Source organism: Kocuria sp. KKT182 (genome assembly GCF_055635395.1).
This window is the reverse complement of sequence record NZ_CM145757.1, coordinates 958,164-974,447: the sequence shown is the minus strand read 5'-3', so window position 1 is coordinate 974,447 and position 16,284 is coordinate 958,164. Positions and strand designations below refer to the sequence as shown.

14 protein-coding genes and 2 tRNA genes are annotated in these 16,284 nt (G+C 72.6%); 12 read left to right on the top strand and 4 right to left on the bottom strand.

Features of this window, described 5'->3' with window-relative positions:
- Positions 1-68: 68 nt before the first annotated feature.
- Positions 69-554 (top strand): acyl-CoA thioesterase, encoded by a 486-nt coding sequence (locus ACZ2G1_RS04425; RefSeq protein ID WP_017834576.1) that lies wholly within the window; start codon positions 69-71, stop codon positions 552-554.
- Between the two features lie 5 nt (positions 555-559).
- Positions 560-1,228 (top strand): DUF8185 domain-containing protein, encoded by a 669-nt coding sequence (locus ACZ2G1_RS04420; protein ID WP_284563639.1) that lies wholly within the window; start codon positions 560-562, stop codon positions 1,226-1,228.
- A 13-nt stretch (positions 1,229-1,241) separates the two neighbouring features.
- Here ACZ2G1_RS04420 and ACZ2G1_RS04415 read toward each other — a convergent pair whose 3' ends face one another.
- Together ACZ2G1_RS04415 and pepN are read right to left on the bottom strand one after the other, a co-directional pair.
- Positions 1,242-1,787 (bottom strand): globin, encoded by a 546-nt coding sequence (locus ACZ2G1_RS04415; RefSeq protein WP_419720426.1) that lies wholly within the window; start codon positions 1,785-1,787, stop codon positions 1,242-1,244.
- Positions 1,784-4,351 carry an aminopeptidase N gene (gene pepN / locus ACZ2G1_RS04410; RefSeq protein WP_470377521.1) on the bottom strand — a complete coding sequence of 856 codons (2,568 nt, stop codon included), beginning with the start codon at positions 4,349-4,351 and terminating at the stop codon, positions 1,784-1,786. Before pepN ends, ACZ2G1_RS04415 begins: the two co-directional genes overlap by 4 nt.
- Positions 4,352-4,597: 246 nt before the next feature.
- Between pepN and ACZ2G1_RS04405 the strand changes: the two genes are divergently transcribed.
- From ACZ2G1_RS04405 to ACZ2G1_RS04395, 3 genes are read left to right on the top strand one after another with little or no spacing between them, the layout of a single operon-like run.
- The gene (locus ACZ2G1_RS04405) at positions 4,598-5,119 is read left to right on the top strand and encodes a ribose-5-phosphate isomerase (protein ID WP_035930062.1); all 522 of its coding nucleotides are present in this window, start codon (positions 4,598-4,600) and stop codon (positions 5,117-5,119) included.
- Complete coding sequence (locus ACZ2G1_RS04400) at positions 5,120-6,010, top strand: Fpg/Nei family DNA glycosylase (protein WP_470377520.1); 891 nt, start codon at positions 5,120-5,122, stop codon at positions 6,008-6,010. It abuts the gene before it with no gap.
- A 32-nt stretch (positions 6,011-6,042) separates the two neighbouring features.
- On the top strand, positions 6,043-6,684 hold the full coding sequence (locus ACZ2G1_RS04395; RefSeq protein WP_470377519.1) for a methyltransferase domain-containing protein: 642 nt from the start codon (positions 6,043-6,045) through the stop codon (positions 6,682-6,684).
- A gap of 82 nt (positions 6,685-6,766) precedes the next feature.
- On the opposite strand, the gene ACZ2G1_RS04390 is transcribed toward ACZ2G1_RS04395, so the two are convergent.
- A tRNA-Gly gene (locus tag ACZ2G1_RS04390) sits at positions 6,767-6,837 on the bottom strand.
- A 225-nt stretch (positions 6,838-7,062) separates the two neighbouring features.
- On the opposite strand from ACZ2G1_RS04390, the gene ACZ2G1_RS04385 reads away from it, so the two are divergent.
- The 6 genes from ACZ2G1_RS04385 to ACZ2G1_RS04360 all read left to right on the top strand — a co-directional run bounded on the left by ACZ2G1_RS04385 (position 7,063) and on the right by ACZ2G1_RS04360 (position 12,354).
- Positions 7,063-7,135: transfer RNA gene (locus ACZ2G1_RS04385), tRNA-Pro, on the top strand.
- Positions 7,136-7,244: 109 nt separating this feature from the next.
- Positions 7,245-8,696 (top strand): trigger factor, encoded by a 1,452-nt coding sequence (gene tig / locus ACZ2G1_RS04380; RefSeq protein ID WP_017834583.1) that lies wholly within the window; start codon positions 7,245-7,247, stop codon positions 8,694-8,696.
- 188 nt (positions 8,697-8,884) lie between these two features.
- On the top strand, positions 8,885-9,550 hold the full coding sequence (locus ACZ2G1_RS04375; RefSeq protein WP_017834584.1) for an ATP-dependent Clp protease proteolytic subunit: 666 nt from the start codon (positions 8,885-8,887) through the stop codon (positions 9,548-9,550).
- 61 nt (positions 9,551-9,611) lie between these two features.
- Entirely contained in the window at positions 9,612-10,289 is a 678-nt protein-coding gene (locus ACZ2G1_RS04370) for an ATP-dependent Clp protease proteolytic subunit (RefSeq protein WP_017834585.1), read from the top strand.
- 108 nt (positions 10,290-10,397) lie between these two features.
- Positions 10,398-11,693, top strand: a complete 1,296-nt coding sequence (gene clpX / locus ACZ2G1_RS04365) for an ATP-dependent Clp protease ATP-binding subunit ClpX (protein ID WP_017834586.1) — start codon at positions 10,398-10,400, stop codon at positions 11,691-11,693.
- A 64-nt stretch (positions 11,694-11,757) separates the two neighbouring features.
- Positions 11,758-12,354 (top strand): mycothiol-dependent nitroreductase Rv2466c family protein, encoded by a 597-nt coding sequence (locus ACZ2G1_RS04360; protein WP_109267982.1) that lies wholly within the window; start codon positions 11,758-11,760, stop codon positions 12,352-12,354.
- Between the two features lie 90 nt (positions 12,355-12,444).
- Here ACZ2G1_RS04360 and valS read toward each other — a convergent pair whose 3' ends face one another.
- Entirely contained in the window at positions 12,445-15,117 is a 2,673-nt protein-coding gene (gene valS, locus ACZ2G1_RS04355) for a valine--tRNA ligase (RefSeq protein WP_035930047.1), read from the bottom strand.
- A gap of 85 nt (positions 15,118-15,202) precedes the next feature.
- On the opposite strand from valS, the gene ACZ2G1_RS04350 reads away from it, so the two are divergent.
- Positions 15,203-15,982 (top strand): SDR family oxidoreductase, encoded by a 780-nt coding sequence (locus ACZ2G1_RS04350; protein WP_470377518.1) that lies wholly within the window; start codon positions 15,203-15,205, stop codon positions 15,980-15,982.
- Positions 15,983-16,284: the final 302 nt, after the last annotated feature.

The window sequence follows — 16,284 nt, the reverse complement described above, 5'->3', positions numbered from 1 at the left end:
TCACTCTAGCCAAGCCGCCGGTCGCGCCGGGGCGCGTCCGGCGCGCCCGGGTGTGATGGGATGGGGGCATGTCTTCGCTGCTGATCCCCATCCAGATGCGCTTCGGCGACATCGACAGCTACGGCCACGTCAACAACGTCACCATGCTCCAGTACCTCGAGGACGCCCGGGTCCGGCTCATGGCCCGTCCGCTGCCCGAGGACGCCGCCGCGGGGGTGCCGGAGGGCGCGACGTTCCGCACCCTGCTGGGGGACCTGATGACCGTGATCGGCCGGCAGGAGGTCGAGTACACGCAGCAGCTGCTGTACCGCGACGACCCGGTGTCCGTGCGGGTGTGGGTCTCCTCCGTGGGCGGGTCGAGCTTCGTGCTGGACTACGCGGTCCAGGAGGAGGACGGGTCGCGCGTCTACGCCGTGGCCCAGACGGTCGTCGTCGTGATCGACCGCTCCTCCGGGCGGCCGGTGCGCCTCGACGACACGCAGCGGGGCCTGCTCGAGCAGTGGCAGGACGCCCCGACCCGCTTCGCCCGCCGGCCCGCGCCGGCGGAGGCCTGAGCCCCGTGGGCCGGTCCCTCCCGCTGACGGATCCGCGGGACGTCGCCGACCTGCGGACGTACCTGTCCCGGGCCCGCGGGGTGGACCCGCAGGGCGCGGTGCGCTTCCAGGCGCGCGGGCGGGCCCTCGGCGTCTACGTGTGCGTGCTCGAGCCCCACGGCCTGCTCGACACCACGCCCACGGTCCTGGGCCTGCGCACCGCCGCGCTGTCCGGGGAGCAGGCCCTGGACGTCACCGTCCCGCTCGGCGGGGTCCTCGACCGGATGCCGCGCCAGGACCAGGACGCCACGGACGTGGGCCTGCCCCCCGTGGACGCGAACGTCTCGTGGGCGGGCATCGCCCCGCCCCTGGGCGGGTGGACCCCGGTGGGCTCCGTCGCCGGGGACGCGCTGCGCGAGGTCGCCCGGGCCGGGATCGCCGAGGTCGCCCGGGCGGTGCCCACGGACGCGGGCGCCGCCGTCGTGGACACCGTGCGCTCGCAGGTCTGGGGTCGGTCGTCCGGGTGGGCGGAGCCGCTCGCGGGGCGGCTGACCGGGGCGCCGCTGCCGGACGGCGCGGCGTTCGCCGCGTACTCGCTCGGCTTCCTGCGCCCGGGCGCGGAGGTCGCCGTCGCGGAGAACGGCCGCTGGGTGCGCCTGAGCACCCCCGGCGGGCACGTCCTGGCCAAGCGCTGAGACTCCCGGGGGATCAGCCGGGACGGTTGATCATGGCGTGGGCGGCGCGGTCGAAGTAGTCCCAGATGATCCCGTCGTGCAGCGGGGAGAGCTCCAGGGTGTCCAGGGCCGCGCGCATGTGCGTCAGCCACGTCTCGCGCGCCCACGTGTCCACGGGGAACGGCATGTGCCGCATCCGCAGCCGCGGGTGCCCGCGCTGCTCCGAGTAGGTGGTCGGCCCGCCCCAGTACTGCTCGAGGAACATCCGCAGCCGCTCCTCGGCGGGGCCGAGGTCGTCCTCCGGGTAGAGCGCCCGGAACCGCTCGTCCTCGGCCACCCGGGCGTAGAACTCGTGCACGAGCTTCACGAACGTCTCGTGCCCGCCCACCTGGTCGTAGAACGACGACGCCGCGCCGGCCTCGGCCTGCTCCCGCTCGTCGCCGACCTGCGGCACGGGGCGGCGCAGCTGGGACAGGGGCGCCCCGACCGCGAAGGAGCGCGCCCCGGGCGGCGCCGCGGCGGCGGGGTCGGTGCGCGGGTCCTGGCCGGCCGGACCGGGGCGCTGCTGCTCGTCGCTCATGCGCGCACCACCTCGTAGGCGGCGTCCACGGCCTGCGCCCGGACCGCGCGGGCCGTCGCGTCGCGCTGCTCGAGGACCAGCCGGCGGAGTCCGTGCAGGTCCTCGGGCAGGTCCGCGAGGAAGGCGTCCGCGGCGTCGACGGTCTCCTGGGCGGGGATGTTCGGGTACATGCCGGTCGCGATCTGCTGGGCCAGCTCGTGGGTCCGGGTGCGCCACACGCCCGGGATCGCCGCGAAGTACCCCTCCGCCCAGGGCGCCAGCAGGGAGGTGTCGGCGGCCGTGCGGAACCCGTCGATCGCCGCGTCCTGGATGGAGTTGGGCAGGGACCCGTCCACCATGATCTGCTGCCACGCCCGGGCCTTGGCCTCGGCCGTGGGGATGGCGGCCCGGGCGCGGGCGGCCGCGATCGCGCCGTTCTCGGTGTTGTCCTGCGCGAGCATCGCGTTCACCTCCGCGTCGCCGGTCCGCCCGCCGGCGCACAGCGCGGTGAGCAGGCTCCAGCGCAGGTCGGTGTCCAGCGCCAGGCCCTCCAGGGCGCGCCGCCCGTCGAGGAGCTGCTCGAGGACGTCCAGCTGCTCGTCGGTGCGGGCGTGCCGGGCGAAGGCCCGGAGGAACTGCAGCTGCTGGTCGGAGCCGGGCGCCGCCTCCTCGGTGAGCCGGCGGAGCCGGTCGGCGGCGGCGCGCACGGTGGCCCCGCGCACGGGCTCGGCCACGTAGCCGTCGAGCACGGTGTCCAGCTGGCGCAGCTGCACCTGGATGCCGGTCGAGGACGTCTCGTGGGCGATGTTGCCGAGCACGAGCTCCACGTAGCGGCGGGCGGGCGTCTCGCCGTCGTGCACGCCGTCCCACACGGACGCCTGGACGAGGGCGCGCGGGAGCGTGTCCTCGAAGTTCTTCAGGTGGGTCAGGGCGGTGTCCAGGGAGCACTCGTCGAGGCGGATCTTCGCGTAGGCGAGGTCGTCGTCGTTGAGCAGCACGAGGTCCGGCAGCTCCCGGCCCACCAGCTGCGGCACCTCCGTGGACGGGCCGTCGACGTCGAGCTCGACCCGGTGCGTGCGCACGAGCTTGCCCTGCTCCCCGTCGTGGTCGTAGAAGCCCACGGCCAGGCGGTGCGGGCGCAGCGTGGGGTGCTCGTCGGGGGCGGTCTGCCGGATCCGGAAGGAGCGGATGATCCCGTCCTGGTCGGTCTCGAGCTCCGGGGTCAGCGTGTTCACCCCGGCGGTCTCGAGCCACTTCGCGGCCCACTCGTCGAGGTCCCGGCCGCTGGCCTCCTCGAGCCGGACCATGAGGTCGCGCAGCTCGGTGTTGCCCCACGCGTGCTCCCGGAAGTACCGGTTCAGCCCGGCCATGAACTGCGCCTGGCCCACCCAGGCCACCAGCTGCTTGAGCACCGAGGCGCCCTTGGCGTAGGTGATGCCGTCGAAGTTCACCAGCACGTCCTCGAGGTCCCGGATCTCGGCCTTGATGGGGTGGGTGGTGGGCAGCTGGTCCTGCTCGTAGCCCCAGGACTTCTCCCCGGCGGCGAACGTGGTCCACGCCTCCGTGTACCGGGTGTTCTCCGCCGCGGCGAGGGTGGACATGAACTCGGCGAAGGACTCGTTGAGCCACAGGTCGTTCCACCAACGCATGGTCACGAAGTCCCCGAACCACATGTGGGCCAGCTCGTGCAGGACCGTGATGGCCCGCCGCTCCACCCGGGCCTGCGTGGGCCGGGAGCGGAAGACGTAGAGCTCCACGAAGGTCACCGCGCCGGCGTTCTCCATGGCCCCGGCGTTGAACTGCGGGACGAACAGCTGGTCGTACTTCTCGAACGGGTAGGGCACCCCGAACTGCGCCTCGAAGAACTCGAAGCCGCGCTTGGTGATGCCGAACATCTCCTCCGCCTCGACGTGCTCCACGAGCGAGCGGCGGGCGTACAGGCCCAGGGGGATCGTGCGGCCGTCGGCGCTGGTGAGCTCGTCGTGCACGGACGCGTACGGGCCGGCGATCAGCGCCGTGACGTAGCAGGGGACCACCGGGGTGGGGGTGAAGGACCACGTGGCGGCGCCCTCGCCGGCGGCGACGGGCTCCGGGGTGGGCTGGGTCGAGACGACCGTCCAGTGCGCGGGGGCCGTGACCGTGAACGCGAAGCGCGCCTTGAGGTCCGGCTGCTCGAACACGGCGAACACGCGCCGGGTGTCCGCCACCTCGAACTGGGTGTAGAGGTAGACCTCGTCGTCGACCGGGTCCACGAACCGGTGCAGGCCCTCGCCGGTGTTCATGTACCGGCAGTCCGACTCGACCGTGAGCACGTTGTCCGCGGCGAGCCCGGGCAGCCGGATCCGCACGCCGTCCGAGACCTCGGCGGGATCGAGCACGGTGCCGTTGAGCACCACGGAGTGCACCGCGTCGGTGATCGCGTCGATGAACGTCGAGGCGCCCGGGGTCGCCCGGAAGCGCACGGTGGTCGTGGAGCGGAAGACGCGCTCGCCGCGGGTCAGGTCGAGGACCACCTCGTAGGCGTCCACCGCCACGGTCTCGGCCCGCGCGGCCGCCTCCTGGCGGGTCAGGTTGGTTCCGGGCACTTCAGTGCCGTCCTCTCGTCGGGGTCGGGGTCGGGGTCGGGGTCGGGTCGGGATGGCTCGGGATCGGGGCGTCCGCGACCGGTGGGCCGCAGGGGATCGTCCCATTATGTCAGCCGGGTCCCGGCCGCCCGGGGAGGCCCTGCGGTGTGCGCGGCACGCACTACGCTGGAGGGCGGCCGGTCCGTCCGCGCGGGCCCTGCGCCTCGATCCCGCCCCGTTCCCGCGAACCCCAGGAGCACGCCGCCCATGCGCGTCCACATCGCCACCGACCACGCCGGCCTGGACCTCTCCCGCTACCTGGTCGAGGAGCTCGTCGCCGCCGGCTACGACCTCGTCGACCACGGCCCCGCCGAGTACGACGCCCTCGACGACTACCCCGCGTTCTGCATCAGCGCCGCGCGCGCCGTCCGGGCGGACCGGGAGGCGGGGCTCGACTCCCTCGGGATCGTCCTGGGCGGGTCGGGCAACGGCGAGCAGATCGCCGCCAACAAGGTCGAGGGCATCCGTGCCGCCCTGGCCTGGAACCTGGACACCGCCCGGCTCGCGCGCCAGCACAACGACGCCCAGGTCGTGGCCGTCGGGGGACGCCAGCACCCGCAGGAGGAGGCGCTGGCCATCGTCCGGGCGTTCCTCGCGGAGCCCTTCTCCGGCGACGAGCGCCACGAGCGCCGGATCGCCCAGATCGGCGAGTACGAGTCCACCGGCACCGTCGCGGGAAAACTCGAGGACCTGCGCCCGCGCGAGTTCCCGGCCGCCCGGGAGGCCTGAGTGCCGGAGGGCCACTCGGTCCACCGCCTCGCCCGCCAGTTCGCCGACTGCTTCTCAGGCCAGGCCCTGGCCGTGAGCTCCCCGCAGGGGCGCTTCGCCGCCGGGGCGCACGCCCTGGACGGCGCCGTGCTCGAGGGGGCACGGGCCCACGGCAAGCAGCTGTTCCTCGACTTCGCCGGGGACCGGGTGCTGCGCTCGCACCTCGGCCTCTACGGCGCGTGGAGCTTCGGCGGCACCGACCGCTTCCGCGGCGCCTCCTCCATCGGGGCCCCGCGCCGGATCGGGGAGCGGGAGGCGCACGACGACGACGCCGCCCCCGCCGGCCCGCTGCTGCCGCCGGCGCCCGTGGGGGCGGTGCGCGTGCGGCTGGTCGGGGACGAGGGCTGGGCCGATCTGCGCGGGCCGGCGCTGTGCGTGCTGGAGAGCTCCGCCGAGGCCGAGGCGGCCCGGGCGCGGCTGGGCCCGGACCCGCTCGACCCGCACGCGGACCCCGCGCCCTTCGTGGCCGCCGTGCGGCGCAGCCGCCGCCCGGTGGGCGCGCTGCTCATGGACCAGGCCGTGCTGGCCGGGGTGGGCAACATCTTCCGGACGGAGTCCCTGTTCCGCCGCGGACTGGACCCGATGACGCCGGGGCGCGCCCTCGACGAGCCGGCGCTGCTGGGGCTGTGGGCGGAGAACGCGGCCCTCATGCGCACGGGCGTGCGGCTGGGCCGGATCCTGACGACCGACGCCGCTGACCGCCCGGGGATCTCGGAGGCACAGGCGTGGCCCGGGCACGCCCACCTCGTCTACAAGCGCCAGGGCCTGCCGTGCCGCCGGTGCGGGACGCCCGTGGCGGCGGGGGAGCTGGAGGGGCGCACGCTCTACTGGTGCCCCTCCTGCCAGCGCTGACCGCGCCGGGGCCCACGGCGTAGCCTGGAGCCGTGTCCAGTTGCTGCGGCGCGCCCGGCTACCGGCGCGTCTTCGGCCCCCGCTTCGCGCGGCGCCTCGCCCGCCGGTACCGGCGGCGGGGCCTCGACCGTGCCTCCCGGCGGGTCGTGGATTTCCTCGCCGCCCAGGGCGTCGAGGGGGCCAGCGTGCTGGAGATCGGCGGCGGCGTGGGCGGGATCCAGCTCGAGCTGCTGCGCCGGGGCGCCGCGCGGAGCACGAACCTGGAGCTCGTGGACTCCTACGAGGCCGAGGCCGCGGAGCTGGCCGCCGCTGCCGGGATGTCCGTCCGCGTGGTGCGCATGCAGCTCGACATCGCGACGGACCCGGAGGCGGTCGCCCCGCACGACGTCGTGGTGCTGCACCGGGTCGTGTGCTGCTACCCCGACCACGAACGGCTCCTGGGCGCCGCCGCGGACCGTGCCACGCGCCTGCTCGTGTTCAGCCACCCGCCCGGGCACCGCCTCCTGCGGGCGCTCGCCGCCCTGGAGAACCTGGGCCTCCGCGCCGCCGGGACGCCCTTCCGCACCTACGTGCACTCCCCGGCGGCCATGCTCGCCGTCCTGCAGGAGCACGGGCTGCGTCCCGTGCACGCGGACCGGGGCGCGGTGTGGCGGGTGGTCGGGCTGCGCCGCTGAGACGCGCCGGGGGCCGGGCCGAGGTGCCGCCGGGGACGACGAACGCCCCGGTCCAGCGGGACCGGGGCGTTCGTGCACGGAGAGGGGATGACGGGAATCGAACCCGCGTAATCAGTTTGGAAGACTGAGGCTCTACCATTGAGCTACATCCCCGCGCAGCGCTCTGTCGAGGCCTTCCCATTAACCGGCCCGGCGCGCGCGGTGTCAAATCCCGGGGCCTCGTCGCACCCGCGGAGCGCGGCCGGCAGAACGCCGGCGGGCCGTGCGGAGCGGGGTCCGGCGGGCCGAGGTGCGGCCCCGTCCGCCCAGCCGGTAGACTCGCCGGTGGTCCGTGCTCGTGCACCGGACCGCAGTCGTTGCAGCCGAGGCTGCAGGTACCGGGGCGTAGCGTAGTGGCTAGCGCGCCTGCTTTGGGAGCAGGAGATCGCAGGTTCGAGTCCTGTCGCCCCGACGTTGGAGCGGCTGCCCGGTCCTGCCGGGCAGCCGCCTTCCCGACTGTCCCGGGCCGGAGAGCGGCACCGGAAGACCCAACCGACCTACCACTCAGGAGTGCAGCGGAAGTGAAGAGCGCCGTCGAGAAACTCAACCCCACCCAGGTCAAGATCGTGGTGGACGTCCCGTTCGCGGAACTGAAGCCGTTCATCGACCAGACCTACACCTCGCTCGCCAACCAGATCCAGGTCCCCGGCTTCCGCCGCGGCAAGGTTCCGGCGCGGCTGATCGAGCAGCGCGTGGGCTTCGACTTCGTCGTCGAGAACGCGCTCAACGAGGGCCTGAACACCTTCTTCCAGCAGGCGCTGGCGGAGAACGAGATCACCCCGCTGACCCAGCCCCAGGTCGAGGTCCTCGCCAAGCCGGACGAGACGGACCGCGAGGCCGACGTCAAGGTCGAGATCGACGTGGCCGTGCGCCCCGAGATCGAGCTGCCGGACTACAAGGGCCTCGAGGTCGAGGTGGAGGCCCGCGAGGCCTCCGCCGAGGACGAGCAGAAGGCCCTCGACGAGCTGCGCGGGCGCTTCGGCACCCTCAAGACCGTGGACCGTCCCGCCGCCGAGGGCGACTTCGTCACCCTCGACCTGCAGGCCCTGGTCGACGGCGAGGAGGTCGACGCCGCCAACGACCTGTCCTACCAGGTGGGCGCCGGCACGATGCTCGAGGGCATGGACGAGGCCATCACCGGTCTGTCCGCCGACGAGGACGCCACCTTCGAGACCAAGCTCGCCGGCGGCGAGCACAGCGGCGAGGACGCCGTCGTCAAGGTCAAGGTCACCGCCGTCAAGGAGCGCGAGCTGCCCGAGGCCGACGACGAGTTCGCCCAGCTGGCCTCCGAGTTCGACACCATCGAGGAGCTCAAGGAGGACCTGAAGAAGCAGGCCGCCGAGGGCACCGTGGTGGAGCAGGGCGTCGAGGCCCGCGACAAGGTCCTGGAGAAGCTGCTGGCCCTCGTGGAGATCCCCGTGCCGCAGGCCGTGATCGATGAGCAGATCGCCCAGCACTTCGACAACCCGCAGGCCGAGGCGGACCACGACACCGCGGACCACCGGGCCGAGGTGCAGAAGAACGCCGAGGACGCGTTCCGCAACGAGATCGTGCTGGACGCGGTCGCCGAGGCCGAGGAGATCGGCGTCGAGCAGTCCGAGCTGATCGACTACATCATCAACATGTCCCAGCAGTACGGCATGGACCCGAACCAGTTCGCCCAGCTGCTCGACTCCTCGGGCCAGGCCGGCCTGATGGTGGGCGAGGTGCGCCGCCGCAAGGCCCTGGCCAAGGTCCTGGAGTACGCGACGGTCACCGACACCGAGGGCAACACGGTGGACCTCTCCGAGTTCGTGCGCCCGCAGGGCGAGGAGCAGGCGGGGGAGCCCGCCGAGGAGGTCGAGCCCGAGGAGACCACCGCGGCCCCGACCCCGGGCACCGAGGAGGAGTCCGCCGACTCGCCCGAGTCCGCGGAGTCCGCCGACTCCCCGGAGTCGGCCGACTCTGCCGACTCCCCGGACTCCGCCAAGTGACGTCCTGACGCCGCTCCCGACGACGCCGCCGTCCCGCCCGGGACGGCGGCGTCGTCGTGTGCGACGGGCGCCCTAAGACCATGCGCCATCAGCGAACAACCCGGACGGGGACCGGCCGGGACCCGGGGCGGGCACTAGTGTTCTGTTCAGAGATCACCGGACCACACGGACGAAAGAGGCACTGTTACATGACCTCCGCTCACGAGTCGCCGTTCGGCTCGACCCACGCAACCTCCACCGGACCGCGCCTGCAGGGCGGCGGCCCCATGGGCGGCCAGGACGACTACGTCTACAACCGGCTGCTCAAGGAGCGCATCATCTGGCTGGGCTCCGAGGTGCGCGACGACAACGCGAACCTCATCTGCTCGCAGATGCTGCTGCTCTCGGCCGAGGACCCCCAGGCGGACATCTTCCTGTACATCAACTCCCCGGGCGGCTCCGTCACCGCGGGCATGGCGATCTACGACACCATGCAGCTCATCCCGAACGACGTGGTGACCGTGGCCACCGGCCTGGCCGCGTCGATGGGCCAGTTCCTGCTGTCCTCGGGCACCAAGGGCAAGCGCTACTCCACCCCGAACGCCCGGATCCTCATGCACCAGCCCTCCGGCGGCATGGGCGGCACCGCCTCGGACATCCGGGTGCAGGCCGAGCTGATCCTGTCGATGAAGCAGCGACTCGCGGAGCTCACCGCCGAGCAGACCGGCCAGTCCCTGGAGACGATCCTCCGGGACAACGACCGCGACAACTGGTTCGACGCCCAGCGCGGCCTCGAGTACGGCTTCTTCGACCACATCGCCAGCTCGGCCGGCTCCATGACCGGCGGCGGCGGGACCATGAAGGACCAGGAGTAGGACCTCGGCGGTCCCACCACGTCATCAGGCACGCTCTTCCAGACCTCCGAGGAACTCAACCATGACCTTCACCCACGGACCTTCGTCCACGGCCGGTTCCGCGGCCGCCCTGCCCACCAGCCGCTACGTGCTCCCGGACTTCGAGGAGCGCACCCCCTACGGGTACCGCCGGCAGAACCCCTATACCAAGCTGTTCGAGGACCGGATCATCTTCCTGGGCGTCCAGGTCGACGACGCCTCGGCCGACGACGTCATGGCGCAGCTGCTCGTGCTCGAGGCGCAGGACGCCGACCGGGACATCACGATGTACATCAACTCCCCGGGCGGGTCGTTCACCGCGATGACCGCGATCTACGACACCATGCAGTTCATCCGCCCCGAGGTCCAGACGGTGTGCCTCGGACAGGCCGCGTCCGCGGCGGCCGTCCTGCTCGCCGGCGGCACCCCCGGCAAGCGCCTGGCCCTGCCGAACGCCCGCGTGCTCATCCACCAGCCGGCCATGTCCGGTCAGGGCGGGGGCCAGGCCTCGGACATCGAGATCCAGGCCAACGAGATCATGCGCATGCGCGAGTGGCTGGAGGAGACCCTGGCCCTGCACTCCGGCAAGACCGCCGAGGAGGTCAACCGGGACATCGAGCGCGACAAGATCCTCACCGCGTCCGCCGCCAAGGAGTACGGGATCGTGGACCACGTCCTGGAGTCCCGGAAGATCCACAAGCCCGCGACCGTCACCTCCTGACCCGGGCGACCCGCCGCAGCCCACCCGCAGCGCCCCGGTGTTGGGGCGGGACCCGGTCCTCGCCTATCCTGGACGAGGATTCCCGTACCCCGACCAGAGGACTGTTTCATGGCGCGCATCGGCGAGACCGCGGATCTGCTCAAGTGCTCCTTCTGCGGCAAGAGCCAGAAGCAGGTCCGCAAGCTCATCGCGGGCCCGCGCGTCTACATCTGCGACGAGTGCATCGAGCTGTGCAACGAGATCATCGAGGAGGAGCTGAGCGAGGTCAAGGACCTCGAGCAGCAGGAGCTCCCCACGCCCCACGAGATCTACCAGCACCTCCACCAGTACGTGATCGGCCAGGAGACCGCCAAGCGGGCGCTGGCCGTGGCCGTGTACAACCACTACAAGCGGGTCCGGGCCGGCGAGAACGGCAAGCCCCTGTCCCTGGCCACGGCGGCCGGTGACGAGGACGTCGAGATCGCCAAGTCCAACATCCTGCTGGTCGGCCCCACCGGCTCCGGCAAGACGTACCTGGCCCAGTCCCTGGCCCGCAAGCTCGACGTGCCCTTCGCGGTGGCGGACGCCACGTCCCTCACGGAGGCCGGCTACGTCGGCGAGGACGTCGAGAACATCCTGCTCAAGCTCATCCAGGCGGCGGACTACGACGTCAAGCGGGCCGAGACGGGGATCATCTACATCGACGAGATCGACAAGATCTCCCGCAAGTCCGAGAACCCCTCGATCACCCGCGACGTCTCCGGCGAGGGCGTGCAGCAGGCGCTGCTGAAGATCCTGGAGGGCACCGTGGCCTCGGTGCCCCCGCAGGGCGGGCGCAAGCACCCGCAGCAGGAGTTCATCCAGATCGACACCACCAACGTGCTGTTCGTCGTGGCCGGCGCCTTCGCCGGGCTCGAGGACATCGTGGACTCCCGGGCGGGCCGGACGAGCATCGGCTTCGGCGCGGAGCTGAAGCAGAGCGGGCCGCGCCACGAGGTGATGGCCGACGTCATGCCGGAGGACCTGCTGAAGTTCGGCCTGATCCCCGAGCTGATCGGCCGTCTGCCCGTGGTGACCACGCTGCGCGAGCTGTCGGTGGCCGACCTCACCCGCATCCTCACGGAGCCGCGCAACGCGCTCGTGAAGCAGTACAAGAAGATGTTCCAGCTGGACGGCGTCGAGCTGACGTTCGACCCCGAGGCGCTGACCGCCGTCGCCGAGCTCGCGATCCAGCGGGGCACGGGCGCCCGCGGGCTGCGCGCCATCCTCGAGGACGTGCTCCAGCCCGTCATGTTCGAGCTCCCCAGCCGGGAGGACATCGCCGCCGTGCTGGTCACCGCCGAGGCCGTGGCCAAGCAGGCCGAGCCGGAGATCATCACCCACGAGATGATCCGCGAGGAGCAGAACCGGAACAAAACAGCCTGAGCCGTGGCTTCTACCCGGTGAAGCGTCCGCCACTCCCGGCGGACGCCCGCACGAGAGGAAGCTGATGACGGACAAGGTGGAGTTCTGGTTCGACCCCCTGTGCCCCTGGGCCTGGATGACCTCGCGGTGGATGGAGGAGGTCGAGCGGTTGCGCGACGTCGAGGTGCACTGGCGGATCATCTCGCTGGGCATCCTCAACGAGGAGAACCCCGGCAGCCACCACCACGGCCACGAGGAGTCGATGTGGCTCGTGCGCGTGGTCGAGGCCGCGGCCCGTGCCCACGGTGACGAGTACAACAAGAGGCTCTACGACGCCATGGGCACGCGGCGCCACCCCGGGGGGATCGAGGACCTGGAGCGGATCATCACCGAGTCCCTCGAGGAGGTCGGCCTGCCCGCGGAGCTCGCCGCGGCCCGGCACGCCACCGAGTTCGACGACGCGCTGCGGGCCTCCACGGAGGCCGCCCAGGCGGTCGCCGGCGAGGACATCGGCACGCCCTGCATCTCCGTCAACGGCGTGGGCTTCTTCGGCCCGGTCTTCACGCCGGCGCCCCGGGGCGAGGACGCCGCCCGGGTCTGGGACGGCTGCCTGGCCCTGGTCTCCCACCACGGGTTCTACGAGCTCAAGCGCGGTCGTGACGAGGGCCCGATCTTCGACTGAGCAGCGACCCGGACCGACCCGGGTCCCGGACAGCACGAGGGCCCGGCCGCCGCGGCGGCCGGGCCCTCGTGCTGCGCACCGGGGACGGCGCTACCGGGCCGGCTCCTCCGCGGGGACCAGCTCGACGTCGCGCACGGCGAGGCCCTCGGGCCCGGCGACGAGCACGAGCTCGGCGGCGTTGCCCGCGGCCTTGAGGTCGCCCAGGCCCGCCTCGAGGCGGGCGACGTCCTCGGCGGCGGCCGTGATGGTCGCCGAGCGCACCTCGGTGCGCTGCTTGACCTTGGCCTCGGACTTGGCCTTGCGCAGCCCCGAGAGGGCCTCGCCCACGGTCGTGAGCACCTCCGGGTCGGCGTCGGTCACGGCGTCCGCGAAGCCCTCGACGCCCGGCCACGAGGCCCGGTGCACGGAGCCGGTGCGCCACCAGGACCAGACCTCGTCCGTGGCGAACGGCAGGACGGGGGCGAACAGGCGCAGCAGCGCGTCGAGGGTCGTGGCGAGCGCGGCGTGCACGGACGCCTGCGCGGCCGCCCCGCGGGCCCCGTAGGCCCGGTCCTTCACGAGCTCGACGTAGTCGTCGGTGAAGGTCCAGAAGAACTGCTCGGTGAGCTGCAGGGCCCGGGCGTACTCGTAGTCCCGGAACGCCTGGCCGGCGCGCTCCACGACCGTGGCCAGCTGGGCGAGCAGCGCACGGTCCACCGCGTCGGTCACGACGTCCGCGGACGCCCCGGCGCCGAGCACGGAGGCCTCGGTGACGCCCTGGGCGAGGACGAACTTCGAGGCGTTGAGCAGCTTGATGGCCAGCCGGCGGCCGATCTTCATCTGCCCCTCGTCGTAGGCGGTGTCCGCGCCCAGGCGGGCGGAGGCGGCCCAGTAGCGCACCGCGTCGGCCCCGTAGTTCTCGAGCACCTCGGTGGGGACCACCACGTTGCCCTTGGACTTGGACATCTTCTTGCGGTCCGGGTCGAGGATCCACCCGGAGAGCGCGGTGTTGGTCCAGGGCACCGTGCCGGCCAGCGACTCGGAGCGCACCACCGTGGAGAACAGCCAGGTGCGGATGATGTCGTGGCCCTGGGGCCGGAGGTCCATCGGGAAGGTGTTGGCGTGCAGCCGCTCGTCGAACGCCCAGCCGGTGGCGATCTGGGGGGACAGCGAGGACGTCGCCCAGGTGTCGAGCACGTCCGGGTCGCCGGTGAAGCCGTGCGGCTGATCCCGCTGGGTCTCGTCGAAGCCGGGGGCCGGGTCGGCGGCCGGGTCCACGGGCAGCTGGTCGAGGGCGGGCAGGACGGGGTCGTCGTAGTCCGGGTTGCCGTCGCCGTCGAGCCGGTACCAGACCGGGAAGGGCACCCCGAAGAAGCGCTGGCGGGAGATCAGCCAGTCGCCGTGCAGGCCCTCGATCCAGTTCTCGTACCGGGACCGCATGAACGCGGGGTGCCAGGCCATCTCACGCCCGCGCCCGATGAGCGCCTCGCGCCGGTCGGCGTCGCGGCCGCCGTTGCGGATGTACCACTGGCGGGAGGTGACGACCTCGAGCGGCTTGTCGCCCTTCTCGTAGAAGTTCACCGGGTGCATGACCTTCCGGGGCTCGCCCACCAGGTCCCCGGACTCCCGGAGCATCTCCACGACGGCCTGCTGCGCCGAGAACACGGTCCTGCCCGCCACCTCGGCGTAGCGCTCGGCCGGGGCGCCGGCGGCGATCCACTCCGGGGTCTCGCTCGCGAAGCGGCCGTCACGGCCGATCAGCGCCCGGGTCGGGAGGTCCAGCTCCCGCCACCACGTCACGTCGGTGAGGTCGCCGAAGGTGCAGATCATGGCGATCCCGGAGCCCTTGTCCGGCTTGGCCAGCGGGTGCGCCCGCACCTCGACCTCGACGTCGAACAGGGGGGAGCGCACCGTGGTGCCGAACAGCGGCTGGTAGCGCTCGTCGTCCGGGTGGGCCACGAGGGCCACGCACGCGGGCAGCAGCTCGGGGCGGGTGGTCTCGATGTGCACCGGCTCGCCGTCGGGACGGTGGAAGGCGACCCGGTGGTAGGTGCCCTCCCGCTCCCGGTCCTCGAGCTCGGCCTGGGCCACGGCGGTGCGGAAGGTGACGTCCCACAGGGTGGGGGCCTCGGCCATGTAGGCGTTGCCGGCCGCGAGGTCCTGGAGGAAGGCGCGCTGGGAGACGGCCCGGGAGCGGGCGTCGATGGTGCGGTAGGTGCGGGTCCAGTCCACGGACAGGCCCAGGGTGGAGAACAGCTGCTCGAAGACCTTCTCGTCCTCGACCGCCAGCTCCTCGCAGAGCTCGATGAAGTTCTTGCGGGAGACCACGTCCCAGTCGCGCTGGTTCTTCGCGGGCTTCTCCGGCGGGCGGTAGCCCTCGACGTAGGGCCTCGTGGGGTCGCAGCGCACGCCGTAGTAGTTCTGCACGCGGCGCTCGGTGGGCAGGCCGTTGTCGTCCCAGCCCAGCGGGTAGAAGACGTTCTTGCCGCTCATCCGCTGGAAGCGGGCGATCACGTCCGTCTGCGTGTAGGAGAACATGTGGCCGACGTGCAGGGAGCCCGAGGCGGTCGGCGGGGGAGTATCGATCGAGTAGACCTGCTCGCGCGTGGTGTCCTCGTCGAAGGCGAAGGTGCCCTCCTCGCGCCACCTGCGCGCGTACTTCTGCTCGAGGCCCTCCAGGGCGGGCTTGTCGGGAACGGTCACGGGCGTGGTCTCGGGCGTGGTCTCGGGCGTGGTCTCCGGTGCGGTCCCGGGCGTGTCTGTGCCCTGCGTGTTGTCAGCCATGCCGACCAGTCTCTCACGAGCCCCGGCGCGCGCCCCGACGCCCCGGTGCTTGGGCGGCGCCCGGTGCCCGGCTAGCGTGGGGCCCATGACCGATCAGCAGAGCTCCACCACGCACACCGGCAGGGTCGCCGTCGTCACCGGCGCGTCGACCGGAATCGGGGAGGCCACCGCGCGCGAGCTGCGCCGGTCCGGCTGGACCGTCTACGCGGTGGCCCGCCGCGCCGAACGGCTCGAGGCCCTGGCCCGCGAGACGGGGGCCGTGCCCGCGCCGTGCGACATCACCTCGGACGCCGACGTCGAGGCCCTCCGGGACCAGGTGCTGGAGGAGCAGGGCCGCGTGGACGCGCTGCTCAACATCTCCGGCGGCGCCCGCGGCACGGACCGCGTGGCCGAGGCCAGCACCGAGGACTGGGAGTGGATGTACCAGGTCAACGTGCTCGGCACGATGCGCCTGACCCGCGCCTTCCTCCCGGCGCTGCGCGCGAACGGCGAGGGCACCGTCCTGAACCTCACGTCCCTCGCCGCGCACCGGGCCTACGAGGGCGGCGGCGGCTACAACGCCGCGAAGTTCGCCGAGCGGGCCATGACGGAGGCGCTGCGGCTCGAGGAGGCCGAGCACAACGTGCGCGTCGTCGAGATCGCCCCGGGCCTCGTGCACACCCCGGAGTTCTCCCTCAACCGTCTCGGCGGGGACCAGGAGGTCGCGGAGAAGGTCTACGCGGGCGTGGACAAGCCCCTCACCTCAGAGGACGTCGCCCAGGTGTGCGCCTTCGCGGTGAACCTGCCCCACCACGTGGACCTCGACACCGTGACCATCAAGCCGGTCGCCCAGGCGGCCCCGCACAAGCTGATCCGCGGCCGGTAGCCCTCCCCGCGAACTCACCCGCCCCCGCCGAGGTCGTGGCTGGCGGCCACCGGAGACCGCCGGGTCGCCGGCAGCCGCAATCTCGGCGACGCCCCGGGTGGGTTAAGATGGGGGCAGTCATCACGGCGTCGATCCGGCCATCACCGGGGAGTCTTCGGAAGAACAGGGCCCCCGGGCCCCCAGTAGAACCGAACGGGTAAGCCCGTCACAGCAGTCGACGAGCGGCGGCCCGCGTCCCCCAGGGGACCGGGGCGCAAGCGAGGTGGTACCGCGTTCCGCCCCGGGCGACCGGCCGGCAGCGT